General features: G+C 57.6%; 6 protein-coding genes. 2 read left to right on the top strand and 4 right to left on the bottom strand.

The window, feature by feature from the left end:
* The first annotated feature begins 93 nt into the window (after positions 1-93).
* Entirely contained in the window at positions 94-1,266 is a 1,173-nt protein-coding gene (locus tag K341_RS0108115; protein ID WP_026762462.1) for a phosphoribosylaminoimidazolecarboxamide formyltransferase, read from the top strand.
* A gap of 97 nt (positions 1,267-1,363) precedes the next feature.
* On the opposite strand, the gene K341_RS0108110 is transcribed toward K341_RS0108115, so the two are convergent.
* The 3 genes from K341_RS0108110 to K341_RS0108100 all read right to left on the bottom strand — a co-directional run bounded on the left by K341_RS0108110 (position 1,364) and on the right by K341_RS0108100 (position 11,783).
* Positions 1,364-7,435, bottom strand: a complete 6,072-nt coding sequence (locus K341_RS0108110) for an autotransporter outer membrane beta-barrel domain-containing protein (RefSeq protein ID WP_248676893.1) — start codon at positions 7,433-7,435, stop codon at positions 1,364-1,366.
* Positions 7,436-7,935: 500 nt separating this feature from the next.
* Positions 7,936-9,447, bottom strand: coding sequence for a flotillin family protein (locus K341_RS0108105; protein ID WP_026762460.1), 1,512 nt, complete (start codon positions 9,445-9,447; stop codon positions 7,936-7,938).
* Positions 9,448-9,752: 305 nt separating this feature from the next.
* The gene (locus tag K341_RS0108100) at positions 9,753-11,783 is read right to left on the bottom strand and encodes an OPT family oligopeptide transporter (protein ID WP_026762459.1); all 2,031 of its coding nucleotides are present in this window, start codon (positions 11,781-11,783) and stop codon (positions 9,753-9,755) included.
* Between the two features lie 355 nt (positions 11,784-12,138).
* On the opposite strand from K341_RS0108100, the gene K341_RS0108095 reads away from it, so the two are divergent.
* Positions 12,139-12,939: a class I SAM-dependent methyltransferase gene (locus tag K341_RS0108095; protein WP_026762458.1), complete on the top strand. Its 801-nt coding sequence runs from the start codon at positions 12,139-12,141 to the stop codon at positions 12,937-12,939.
* Positions 12,940-13,122: 183 nt separating this feature from the next.
* On the opposite strand, the gene K341_RS12360 is transcribed toward K341_RS0108095, so the two are convergent.
* Positions 13,123-14,061 carry an Rpn family recombination-promoting nuclease/putative transposase gene (locus K341_RS12360; RefSeq protein WP_071604416.1) on the bottom strand — a complete coding sequence of 313 codons (939 nt, stop codon included), beginning with the start codon at positions 14,059-14,061 and terminating at the stop codon, positions 13,123-13,125.
* Positions 14,062-14,223: the final 162 nt, after the last annotated feature.

Below are 14,223 nucleotides of genomic sequence, written 5' to 3'. Positions count from 1 at the left end.
TCAAGAAAAAACCGCATGAGATGGTCATCGCCGCGTCTTTGTGATATGATAGCCGTGAAAGTATTTTACCGGGGAAGAAAAGGAGCACTCACGATGAATGAACTCGCACTGAAATATGGCTGCAATCCGAACCAAACGCCCGCGCGCGTCTATGCCGAGGGCGGTCTGCCCTTTACCGTGCTGAACGGGCGTCCGGGGTACATCAACCTGCTCGATGCTCTGAACAGCTGGCAGCTCGTACGCGAGCTGCGGGAGATGTCGGGGCTGCCCGCCGCCGCCTCGTTCAAGCACGTCAGCCCCGCGGGCGCGGCGCTCGGACTACCGCTGCCGGAGACTCTTGCCCGCGCCTGCCACGCGGAGGGACTCTCCCTCTCTCCCATCGCCGCTGCCTATGTGCGCGCACGCGGCGCCGACCGCATGAGTTCCTACGGCGACTTTGCCGCCGTCTCGGACATCTGCGACGAGAGTCTCGCGGAGTTCCTGCGCGGCGAGGTCTCCGACGGCATCATCGCGCCCGGGTACACGGCGGGTGCACTTGAAATTTTGAAAAGCAAGCGAAAGGGCAGCTATCTCGTCCTCCAAATGGATGAGGACTACACGCCGACCGCCATAGAGCACAAGGACGTCTGCGGCGTCACGTTCGAGCAGCGGCGCAACGACATACGCATCACGGAGAACTGCCTGACGGACATTCCGACCGCCAACAAAGACATCCCGGAGCACGCGCGGCGCGACCTCCTGCTTGCCCTCATCACGCTGAAATACACGCAGTCCAACTCCGTCTGCTACGCCTCCGGCGGACAGGCGATCGGTGTCGGCGCCGGGCAGCAGTCACGCGTCCACTGCACGCGCCTTGCGGGGAGCAAGGCAGACACCTGGCATCTGCGCCAAAGCCCGCAGGTACTCTCCCTCCCCTTCCGCGAGGGTGTCCGCCGCCCCGACCGCGACAACGCGATCGACGTCTATATCACAGGCGATGAAGAGGACTATACACAGCTCGCCGCCGACTGGCAGCGGCTCTTTACCGCAAAGCCCGTGCCCTTTACCGCCGAAGAAAAGCGCGCGTATCTAAGGACGATCAGCGGCGTCTCCCTCGGCTCGGACGCGTTCTTCCCCTTCGGCGACAACATCGAGCGCGCGCACCGCAGCGGCGTCTCCTACATCGCGCAGAGCGGCGGCTCCATCCGCGACGACAATGTCATCGAGACGTGCGATAAATATGGGATTGCGATGGCGATGACACATATCAGGTTGTTCCATCATTGAGCGGCGTGACACGGGATTTTCGCGTATAATTTAACTCATCCGGATACACGAAAGAGGCGATCTGCCGATCGCCTCTTTTGTTGTGCTTGTAATCCTTTTAGAACGCCCAGGTCATCTGTACGCCGCCCGTGATGCCCCGACGCTTGCCCGTCATGCCCATCAGGTTCACGCCATAGCTGACGCGGCTCTCTTTCGGGGTGAACCGGTAGCCCAGTTCGAGGATGCCCGTGCTCCCCTTGAGGCTCGGGCTCGGTGTGCTGTACCCTTGGTAGCTCGCTCCTGCTTCGCTGCCGAACTCGTACTCATATGCAAGCCCGGTGTAGAATGCGCCGCTCCCCGGCATCTTGTGCGTATAGCGTGTGCCGATGCGGATGCGGTTGGAGTTGACGCTGTCAAATTCGTACGTCTCGCCCGTGTGCAGGGTTGTTGTATTGCCGCCCTGATGTGCGTAGAAGTACTTGGCATACCCTTCGATGGTGCTGCCGTTCTTCAGCTCCTTTTCTTGTCCGATGCCGATATGTGCCGCATAGTAGGTACTGCTGTTGTCATAGCCGGTATTCGTGCCGGCGATGTTGCCGCTGTAGTCGCTCTTGACGCGTCCTGCACGCAGGCTTCCTTCGACGTAGGTGCCGCCTGCGCTCTGCACTTTTGCCATGACGCCGCCGCCGAAGTAGCTGGTTTTGCCGTCGCCGTGCGTGCCGTCGTCGAGGTAGGAGTCATACGTGCCGCGGCCGTACTCGAGGAACGGCCCGTAGGTGATGGTGTTGCGCCCGGCGGCGGCTTTCTTGGCAAAGCCGAGGTTGATGTTCCAGCCCTTGGCATCGACGTGGGAGCCGGAGTTCAGACGCAGCGACGAACCGCCCTGTGCCGCCCAGAGGTTAAAGTCGTTGCTGCCGCCCGGAACCGTCCGCGGAGCAGCGGATGCCGCCTCGATCGCTGCGTTCATTCCGCTGTCCGTGAGGAGATCGGCACCGCTGTTGATGAGTGCGGCGCTGGCGGCGCGCGTCTCAACGAGGGATTTGGTCTGCTCATTGAGGGCAACGGAATTGACCTTCGCGACGAGTTCGTTGTCCGCACGCTTCATGAGGTCAAATCCATAGCGCAGGCTGACGCCCTGCATTCCCTCGGTACGGTTGACGAGCGTATCGTCCGTCGTAAGGGGAACGGCATCCGCATCCGCCGTGCTGTTGTTCTTGTAAGTCTTGACGAGGCTGACGGTATCGCCGACCGAGAGGGTCGGGCGGTTGCCCGCGAGTCCGACGCCGATGTTCATGCCGCTCAGGTCTTTGCCCGCGGTCGGCGCGTTCTTAATGTAGAGCATCGTATCGCGGACATCGGACGTCGTGTCTGCCGGGATGTAGAAATGCAGGTTCTGAATGCTCGCGTTGTCGATCTCGCCGACCTTCGTATTGAATCCGCGGACGGCAAGGGTGTTGTTCAGGCTGCGGTGCGTTGCATTGACAACGCCGCCGCGAACGCTGCCCATAACGTAGCCGCCCGTGAGGTTGACCATATTGCCGACTGCATCGCCGTTCGTCGATTGACCGCCCGTAACATCGCCCTTTACAACCGTGCCGTTCAGCGTCACCATGTTGTAGTTCGCCGTGCCGCCGTAGCCGCCGCCAATGTTCATGCCGATGTATTTGTTGTGGTCGTAATCAGAAGCCCCGATGATGACACGGTTGTAATTTGCCGCAGCACCTTGCCCGCCCTGAACATTTTGATTGATGTCAGGATTGCCGGATATGACGCGGCGGCCGAGCGTGACATCGTCGCCGATATGAACGACGTTGTACGAGCCGGAACCGTCGCCGGTATTATCCGGCTTGCTGAAGTCATAGCTGCCGCCGCCCGCGACAGCGCCCGTTATTGTTACGCCGTCCGCAACGGTAACGGTATTCTTCTCGGCGGTCCCGTTCTTCGCCGCGCCGCCGATCACACCGCCGCTGACCGTGCTGCCCGAAACGGAAACATAATTCTGTGATGCCGTCCCGTTATCAGTTTCCGAGTGTCCGCCGAGCACAGCGACGTGCTGATTGTTGAAATCTGCGCCGCTGATTGTACCTGCCTTGATCTCAACTGTGTTGTCCGTCGCGGTCGCGCCATAGCCGCCCGTAACGACCTTCACGGATGCCGTAGATCCCTCATCCATGAGCACCCGGTTGCCAACCGCACGCCCTGCCGCAGTCTTTGCCGTACCGCCGAAGGCTTGATCAATCGTTCCGCCGGATAGCTTCAGCGTATTGTTCCGCGCGAGACTGTCTGCCGTTGTGCTGTTCGCCAGTCCGCCGTGGACAGCCCCGCTGCCGGCATTCGTAATGGATCCGCCCGAGACTGTAAGCGTATTATTCTCAACGGTATTGCCCTTCTCGGAACGACCGCCCCAAACGATGTCGTGTGCGGTAGTTTCGTTATACTCTGCCGTATTATTGCGGAAGCGATAGCCCGTCGCGGTGACTTCCGTATCGGCGGAGTTCTTATCAACGGTCAGCTCATAGTCGCCGTCCGCTGCCCCATACTCTTTCGCATGATCGTACGTCGTGCCGAAATCGAGCTTATCGTTGCCGACGGCACGCATCAGCGTCCATGTCGATTCATAGGTGCTCGCCGTGCCGCCCGTACCGTTTTCAATCTTGAGCTTCGACCAGTCGAGCGTGGTGGTCGTCACGGTTGACACATGATCGCCGTCGTTCAGCGTCAGCATGGCGTCGCCGCCTGCCTTGACCGCGTTCAGCGCAAAGGTGATGATGTCAAACTTCTCAACGGTCTTGGCAGACGCTTTGCCGCGGACATTGAGCTTGTTGTTCGTAGCGGCATCCTTATTTCCGCCCGCGATCACGCCGCCGACGGTGATGCCCGTCCCCTCGATGTTGACGGTGTTGTTCGTGGTGACGCCTGTACCGTCGGCTTTGCCGCCGTAGACGTCACCTGTGATATGACCGCCGCGCAGGGTCACAGTGTTGTGCGTCGCGTCCCCCGTCGTCGCCTTGGTATAGCCTCCGTAGATATTGCCGATCGTCCGCGTCGTACCGACGGTGCTCTCAATATTGACCGTGTTGTACGTCGAGTGTGCCGTCACCGTCGTCGTATCGGTCATTGCACCGTAGACGTTGTTCAGATTGCCGCTCGGCAGAGCCTTGACCGTCACTTTATTGTTCGTGGTCGTATTGCCGCCTGCCGAATAACCGCCATAGAGATCGCCGTCTGCAGGGCGGTTCGACGTATCGTCAAATACAATGTCCGCATCCCGGACTTGGTTGTTGACGGCATAGATATTCGTTGCCGTGCGCGTGCCGTTTGCTATCGTTCCGTCGTCATAGATACCGCGCTCATATTTCCCGTCGGCAGTAAGCGCAGCCCTATCGCTGCCGGCGTAGTTCGAGATTTGCAGCCCGTCTGCCTGCCCGGTAAGCAGCGTAAGTTTAAGACGTCCGGATCCCGCAGAAAGGAATTCCATGCCGATCTTCGACCAGTCAAGTTTTGTCTTGTCCGTGCCGTTGTTCGTGAGCCTCAGCATCGTATCGCCCGATGCCATCGTCCGGTTGAGCGAGAAATTGACCTGATCGAAATTTGCTATATTGCCCGCCTTGTAGCCCCACGCACGGACGTTCAGCGTATTCCCGTCGGCACTTGCTGCGCTGCTGCCGCCGTAGATCGTTCCGGTGGTACCGACATCATTTGCGTGGGTCTTTGCAAGGGCATGTTCACCGTCGCCGATGTTGACCGTGTTCTTTGTCGTTGCCCCGGAGGTGGACTGTCCGCCGTAGACGCTGCCGCCAATGGTACCGCCATAGATGTTGATGGTATTGCCCGCAGCGGAGCCGCTCCCGTCAGCGAATCCGCCGACAACATTTCCCGTAATATTGCCATTTTCGATGGTCGCCGTGTTCTCGGCCGCCTTGCCCGTTGTTGCCTTCGTATAGCCGCCGTAGGCGCTGCCAATCGTCCTTGTTGCCGTGTCGACAGTCGACGCGACGATGACTGTGTTCTGCGTCGAATTCTTCGTGCCGTCGCCCGACGCATTACCGGTATAACCACCATAGACAGCGGTCAGATTACCCGTCGGCAGCCCCGTGACCTTCAGCCGGTTGTCAGTCGTCGTATTTTTGCCGCTCGAATACCCGCCGTAAACATTACCGTCGGCGGGACGCACTGCGCCGTCATAGACACCGCGCGCATGTTGGAAGCGGTCGACATTGGCGTGAATATACTGCGTCGTCTTATCGAACACTCCGGAGGGACTGTCGTTATCGGGGCGCACCGTATACTCGAAATCGCCGCTGACTCCTGTTTTAACCCCGCGGTAGGTATCTTTGTCAATAATAAGATCCGTACCGGAGCTGTGCCGCATGAGATCGACAATATTGCGTCCGAATTTCGACGTATCCTTCGTCCACTCGGAGACATCAAGGTTGATCTTGCTCCAGTCGTATTTCGCCCCCGTCATGGACTCCGTTATGGTGATCATTGTGTCGCCGTTGGAGATGTTCTTCGTGAGGTTGAAATTGTAGTTCTCAAAGTTGCGCAGCTGGGTGAGGCTGATGCCCTTTGCATTGACGTTCAGCGTGTTGCCCTTAACCTTCTCGTCAGATGAGGCATAATTCGCACCGCGGTAGCTGCCCCATATGCTCGCGCCTGTCAGGGTCGCGCTAAACTCACCGGTTTCTTTATCGCCGAGCGTGACGGTATGCCCGTTGACAAGCGGTGCGCCGTCCGTCGGCGTTCCCGAAGCCGTACCGCCAGTAATCGCGGTTCCTGTACCGAATGTACCGCCCGTGATCTTGATCGAATTCCCCGTCACGCTGCCCGAGTAGCTGCCGCCTCCGGCTGAGTTCAGTCCGCCCGTAATGACGGAATTCGTATCGAAAGATCCGCCGCTGATCACAATCTCGTTATTCGACGCGCTTCCGTTGGAACGGCTTGCCTCGCCGCCATAGACGCTATTGATACCGATTCCGCCCGAAATCGTGACTTTGTTCCCATTCGCAGAACCTCCGTCACCGGTATAACCGCCGCGGATAGTGCCGTTGATCGTACCGCCGGAAATATTGACCTTATTCCCGTCTGCCGCACCGCCGTTATTAGTATAACCGCCGTACACGGTGGTTACCGTGCCGTTGCCCGAGATATTAACGGTATTATCCTTCACGGCACCGCTTGATTTCCCGTAACCGCCGTAGATGGTAGAGGCGCTGCCTCCGCTGACATTAACCGTGTTGTTCGAAGCTGCTCCCGTCTGTGCAGCATAACCGCCATAGAGATTTGAAACACTGCCGCCGCTGACGTTTACCGTGTTCTTGGTTGCCCCGCCGGCTTTGTTCGCATGTCCGCCGTATACATTTGAGATAGTTCCCGAATTTCCGGTGATCGTAACGGTATTTTCAGTGGCTTCGCGTTCCGTTTGCGCGTTGTCAAGCTGTCCTCCATAGATATTGGTTACCGTGCCGCCCGAAACCGTGACGCTATTGTGGTGCAGCTTCCCGCGTCCGTCGACGACACCGCCCCATACGGTATTGACGCTGCCGCCGGAAACTGCAACAGTATTCCCCGACGCCTCGCCCGTCCCGGTCTCATTGGTCAGATAGCCGCCAAAGATCTTCTGTGCATGCGAGGAGCCGCCAAAGTCCACGGTATTGTCCTTGGCGTCCCCAATGCCCCTTGAACGCCCGCCATATACTTCCATGGTCGAGGAACCGAGATTTGTCCCGGAGATCGTTACATGGTTGTCCGACGCAGAGCCGCCCTTCGCATTATCGACATAGCCGCCGTCAATGGTTCCCCCGGTGCGTGACCCGAGCGTATAGTTGACGGTGTTTCCTGTTGCCGAACCGAGCGACGTCCATCCGCCGTAAATGCCGTATCCAATCATATCAAGACCATTGATGGTAATCGTATTGGATGTTACATTTGCCGCGTCGTCCGCCTTTGCGCCGTAGATATTGCCGTGAACTTCGGGAGAAGTGTCGTTTCCGGTAAAGGTGATATGGTTGTTCGAGCTGTACCCCGTCAGCCCAGTCCCGTTAACACCGCCCGCTTGATTGCTGTCGATTGTCGCCGAATGCTCTTCCGCCGCCTGTACCGACGGTGAAAACAGCAGCCCTCCTCCGGCAGACAGGGTGAGTGCCACGCCAAATGCCACGCGCTTCTGCGCCTTCATTCCTTTGAACATAATGTCCTCCTCCTCATGCATCGTACACGAAACCCCGGCGATTTGAGCTGAACTTAACCGTCGTATTTCCTACATGTAGAAAATCTCATTATATCTTAGTTCAATATCATACAATGGCGGCTTTTCCTCGTCAAGTTCTCATCACAAAGTTATAATTTCAAAGAAAATCATTCATGAATTTTTTGTGAAAAAGATTTCGTTTGTTGGAAAGGGCATCATACGCTGCACATTTTCCTAAATAAATCCGGGCACACGAAAGCTCCGTACAGGTCATGTCCTGTACGGAGCTTTCGTATTCTATTGCCGTACGCGATCTATGGCGGCGCAGCATACGGATACAGCGAGGTGCCAGAATCCTTTGTCACACCGCAATCTAAGTGGCGCGGAAGTTTCGATGCAGCGCAAGGAACTAGAAAAAGCCACGCGAAGGCGTAGAAAAGCTACTACGAGCTCAGGATTTTCGCAGTGACACAGCTATGCGCCAAGATCGCACGCCGCGCCTACTCTTTGATTGAATCCGCAACGACGGCAGCCTTCGCCGTCCCCTCATCGACACCCGTGACGTTGACGTTCTTGGTGACCTTGGCGTCGTAGGTTTCGCCGCGCATGATTTCGGCGAGGTCGACGCCCGTGGTCTCTTTGATGGTTTGGAAGGTCTTTGCCATGACAATGGGCACGTTGTCGGCGACGGGACCCATCGCGCCCGCGCTATTCCCGCTGCCGATGATGGAGACGTTGCCGATGCGCTCCATGGGTTTTGCGACTTCGGCGGCGACTTTCGGGAGGATCTCGACGACCATCTGCGCCATGGCGGCTTTGCCGTACTTCTTCAGCGCCTCTGCTTTGCGGTCCATGGCGGCGGCTTCGGCTTCGCCTTTTGCCTGTATCGCGGCGGCTTCGGCTTCGCCCTTTGCCTTGATGCCGGCGGCTTCCTGCTCGGCGGTGTAGCGGGCGGCGGCGGCGCGGGCTTTCTGTGCTTCGGCGGCGCGTTCCTGTTCGTAGAGGGCGGCTTCGGCTTCGCGCTGGCGTTTGGCAAGGTCGGCCGCGGCTTTTTGCTCGACGGCGTATTTTTCGGCGTCGGCTTGTTTTTGAATCTGCGCGGCGAGTTCTTGCTCGCGGACGGAGACTTCCTGCCTTTTCAGTTCTTGATCGCGTTCCGCCTTTGCGATCTGGGCGTTGACGGTTGCGGTCTGGATGGATTTTTGCTGCTCCTGCGATTGGATTTCGTAGGCGGCGTCGGCTTCGGCGCGCTTGATGTCCGAGGCTTTCTTCAGCTCCGCCTGCCGGATGGCGAGATCGGTGTTGCGCTGGGCAATCTCTAGGTTCGCCTGCACCTGCGCGTCGTTGGCTTCTTTTTGTGCCTGTGCTTTGGCGACGGCGACGTCGCGTTCGGCTTCGGCTCGGGAGATGGCGGCGCGTTTTTTGATGCGGGCGGTGTTGTCGGCGCCAAGATCGACGATGAGTCCGTTGTCGTCGGTGACGTTCTGGATATTGCAGGAGATGATCTCAATGCCGAGTTTTTTCATGTCCTGCGCGGCTTTGATGACGACCTGATCGGAGAAGCTGTCGCGGTCGGTGTTGATCGCCTCGAGGGTCAGCGTGCCGATGATCTCGCGCATGTTGCCCTCAAGGGAGTCCTGGAGATCCTTTGCGATCTCGGCGGCGGTGAAGTTGAGGAAGTTGCGCGCCGCGAGCTGCACGCTCTCTTCGTCACGCCCGACCATGACTTTGGCGACGGCGTCGACGTTGACGTTGATGTAGTCGTTGGTGGGGACGGAGGTCTCAGTCTTGATGTCGACGGAAATCTGTCCGAGGAAGAGGGTGTCCATGCGCTCGAGGAAGGGGATGCGCACACCGCCCTGTCCGATGAGGATGCGCGGGGTGCGCTTCAGCCCCGAGATGATGAGCGCGGTCGACGGAGGCGCTTTGACGTAGGCATAGACGATACCGACAGCGATGATGAGCAGTATGACTGCGGCGGGGATGCCTGCTGTGATGATAAGGTTCGACATAGTGCTGCGGTGCGATGTGCGCCGCGCTCACCTCCTTCAGATGAAAATATAATGATGACGACGCTAGGCGCGAAAATCCCGCGTCACGGCACGCACCACACCGCAGCGTAAGTGACGCGGAAGTTTCGATGCATAGCTAGGCATGAGGAGAATCCAAGCGAAGGCGTAGTTAAGAGCTACGTCGAGCGCAGGATTCGACGAATAACGACGCTAGGCGCGAAAATCCCGCGTCACGTCTAAAAAAGGAAGGCTTTCGCCTTCCTTTTACTATATCTCTCTTTTCTTAATATATAATTGTATTTCGCTCATTTCTTTGCAAATGTGCCGCTGACGAACCGTTCAAAGAGGATCAGCACGAGGACGAAGACGCCGAGCCCGAGGTACTCTGCCGTTCCCGCGAAGTCGCCGCCGACGAGACGGAGCGGCTCTTCGCCGCCGCCGCCGGAGACGGAGACAACGATAAGTCCCGCGAGCAGGACGCCGATGATGGACTCGCCGACGATGAGTCCGGAGGCGAAGAGTGTGCCGCGGCGTTTTGCTTCCGTTTCCTCCTCTTTGCCGCGGGTCACGCGGATACGTTTATTGATAAAGTAGCCGAAGATTGCACCGACAATGAGTGGCGTCTGTACGGACGGCGGCAGGTAGATACCCATACCGACGGCAAGCGGCGGCAGGTAGAGACTGCGCGTCATGCGTTTCAGCGAGACGTCGGCGAGCACGAGCAGGACGCCGATGCCGATGCCCATATAGATGTACTCCCATGCGATCTGCCCGGAGAAGATGCCCTGCGCGATGGTGGTCATGAGGGTCGCCTGGGGCGCCGCGAGCGCCTGCGCGGGATCCATATCGGGGCGCGGGAGCGCGCCGGTGAAGCCGTACGCCTCATAGAGGAGGTTCAGGACGGGCGCGATGACGAATGCGCCGACCACACAGCCGAGGAGCAGCGCGACCTGCTGACGCCACGGCGTCGCGCCGACGAGATAGCCGGTCTTGAGATCCTGCATATTGTCATTCGAGATGCAGGCGATCGCGAGGATGATGCTCGTCGTAAAGATCGCGGTCGCAGTTGCAAATTTCTCACCGCCCGGCAGTGCAAAGACGCCGAAGGACGAGCAGAGCGCGTACATCACGAGCGAGGAGACGATGATGCCGAGGATGCCGATGCCGGAGATCGGACTCGACGATGTGCCGACGAGACCTGCCATGTACGCGCAGGCGGCGGCGACGAAGAAGCCCATGAGAACGGCGATGAGGACGCCGACCACGACGATGGACAGCGCCTGCCCCATCGGCAGTGTCTCCGGTGCGACAAATACATAAAATACGCCAAGGAGTCCGACAACCGTGACGGCAAAGACCAGCAGAATGGAGTTCAATGACATGTCAATGTCCATACGGTGCAGTTTTTTCTGCTCCTGCGGCATCCGCATCATGCGGAAGGACTCGCGGATGCCGTCAATCACGGGACGCGAGAGTGTGATGAGCGTCCAAATCGCCGCGACGCCCATCGCGCCCGCGCCGATGAAGCGGACTTTGCTGCGGTAAACATCGTTTGCAAATGCCTGCATCGTCATGCCGTCGGGCATAGGCAGAGTGTTCGTGAAGTACGGGACAAAGACGCCCCACACGATGAGAACGCCGATGAGCATCGCTATGCCGCTCCCGATGCCGATGAGATACCCCGCGCCGACGAGCGCGGAGGAGTAGCCGAGCGGCATCTGCGTCATGCCTTTGCCGACGCTTATCCATACGGTGAACGTGCTCGTGAGGACTTGGAAGCCGCTTGTGCACAGAGCGATGAATCCGCCGATGATGCTGCCTGAGAAAATTTCGCGCAGCCCCGATCCTGCGGGTTTTCCGTCCACGGTTTCCTTTGCGCCCACCTTTAGAATCTCCGCCGCGGCGACTCCCTCCGGGTACGGCAGATCGCTATGTACGACCATCGCGCGGCGCAGCGGGATCGTGAAGAGCACGCCGAGACAGCCGCCGCACGCGGAGACCAGCAGCGTCTGCCAGAACTCAAATCCCTGCCAGTAGCCGATCATGAGCATACCGGGGATGATGAAGATGATCGACGAGAGCGTGCCCGCCGCCGATGCCTGTGTCTGCACCATATTGTTCTCGAGGATGTTGGCGTCCTTTGCCATCTTGAGCACCGCCATCGAGATGACGGCGGCAGGGATCGCCGAGGAGAACGTCAGTCCGACCTTGAGCCCGAGGTACACATTCGACGCGGTGAAGATGACGGTGAGAATCGCGCCGAGCAGCATTCCTCGCACAGTGAGTTCAGGCAGGCGCAGATCGTGCCGCATAAACTCCGTTTCTTCGTGCTTCATACATGCATTGCCCCTTTTCAATTTTATAAAAATCATTTTTATTATATCATAGTTCACAGATATATAAAAGAAACAGAGGTCCTAGGTTAAAAGTATACAATGTGTGAATTGCGCGGTTTTTTACCTATCGATGTATCAGCCGGCTCTTTTTCTATTGAAGAAACTGCGGCTGTGTGCTGCAACCGGCATCAATCCGCAGAATCTTTGCGCTCAAGGCATAGAGACACTGTGCGCATTTATCATCACTCACAAATGAGAACGAATCCTATTTTTCTTGAACTCCCATCGACAGAAGCGTATAATAAACCGTAGGCAACACGGCATGCAGGCCGACAATAAAGGATCGGAGGTTCTAATGAAGATCAAGCTGGAAGGGGTCGCGGAGACTCTGCTCACGACGCTCTATGTTCGTGCAAAGGATACAGCATCACCGCACCCGGTGCTGCACGACACGAAGTCGGCGGAGCTCATTACGCGGCTCGATTATGATTTTGAAAAGTTCAAGCACGCATGGGCGTCCTACTACGGCGTGCTCGCACGCGCCAAGACCATCGACGCCGAGATCCGCAAATTTCTCGCGGCGCATCCGGGCAGCGTCGTCGTCTCCGTCGGCAGCGGTCTTGACACGCGGTTCTCCCGCGTTGACGACGGACGCGTCCTGTGGTACGACCTCGATTTCCCCGAGGTGATCGCGTGGCGCAGGCAGCTCTTTGAGGAGCACCCGCGCGTGCGCTGCATCGCAAAATCGGCGCTCGATCCCTCGTGGACGCAGGATGTTGAGACGGACGGGCGCCCGCTGCTGATCGTCTCGGAGGGAGTGCTCATGTATCTCGACGAGAGCGATGTGCAGAGGTTCCTCCATATTCTCACCGACGGGTTCGCGGCATTTACGGCATATTTCGACCTCATCTCTACCTATACGCAGAAACAGAGCAAACGCCACGACATGATCAAAAATATGAACGCTCCGTTCCGTTGGGGCGTCAAGGACGGCAGCGAGGTCATCCGGCTCGAGCCGCGGATGCGGCAGATTGGGCTGATCAACTTCACCGATGAGATGCGGCACCTCCTGCCCGGCTGGAAAAAGCTCTTCATCCCGATCTTCTACCTCGTCAACAACCGACTGGGGATGTATACCTACACGCGTGAAAAATAGGATTTGTTCCACATTCCGCCCACCGGTGATACGCGCGCATCACTCGCAGGAGGGCACGGCACGCCGTGCCCTGTAACGATTCATAGCGGCATATCTATCAGAAAAGGACTGTAACAGCCGTGTCAAAAACACGATTTTGTTACAGTCCTTTTTCGATATGGTTTCAGCCGGAGGCGACATCGCCTAGCTTTCGTTGTTCTCTTCCCTGGCGAACGCAAGAATCGTCTCCTCGGGCAGATCGAGAAACGCCGCGATCTCGGCGGGCGCCATCTTGGCGCGCAGCATACGGCGGGCAGTCCCTTTTTGGACTTCGGCGCGTCCTTCGGCATGTCCCTCGGCGCGCCCCTCAGCACGCCCTTCGGCACGCCCTTCGGCGCGTCCCTCGGCAAGTCCTGTTCTCCGCTCCCAATTCATTGCGCTGACGAAGTCATGTTCCTTCATTTCCTCGCTAAGATAGGCAAGACGGAGCGCTTTATCGCGCATGAACCTGTCCGTTGCCGTCCATGCTTCTTTGATTGCCGGTTCGCTCATGGCAAGTTCCTCCATTTCCTCATGCGATAATTTGTTGTTGAGATATGTCATCCACTTTTCGAGGAGACGCATGCCGCGCAGATTTTTGATCTCGGACGTGACTTTCGGGAGCTCGAGAAAGTGTATCTCGATGTCCTCTGTGAGACGGTGACCGGATGCGATATCGTACAGGCCGTAGATATTGTGGTAATCCGGTTGGGGCAGTGTGCTGTAGCCGAGCACGTTGATCATCACCGTGCGGCAAAGTCCGAGATAGTCCTCTCCCTTGTTCAATCCTTCCTCGTAAAGTCGCGCCCAGTAGAATAGGGTACGCTGCTCGATGTTGTGCCGATCCTGCACCTGTACTTCGATATTGACCTGAGAGCCGTCCGCCATCTTGCAGTAAAAATCAAGCTCCGAGGATTTGCCGTTGACATGCGCAGGATCGAGGGCACGGTCGGCAAACTCCAGGTCGACAAATACATCTGCGCCTTCGCGTCCGAGCACCGCATTAATGAAGGACAGCGTGACCATCTTGCGCTCGGGACGCCCAAAGATGTACTTGAAGAGATAATCGTTGAGCGGATTCACACCGGTGATATTGGGGGACATGGGGTTCCTCTTCGCGTGTACTATCTGACTATATCATTATTATATGTTTTTTTCGGATTGCGGTCAATTTTTTTCATATCGTGAATTGCAAGAGCAAGTTGAACAGTGATTTAATTAAGAAACATTTTCAATAGCGTATACTTCATCCAAGAAGGTGTTAAA

Source organism: Centipeda artemidis DSM 19719 (assembly GCF_000426665.1).
Classification (GTDB): Bacteria; Bacillota; Negativicutes; order Selenomonadales; family Selenomonadaceae; genus Centipeda; species Centipeda artemidis.
Note: the sequence above shows the minus strand (reverse complement) of the source record. Positions and strands in the feature narration are given on the sequence as shown.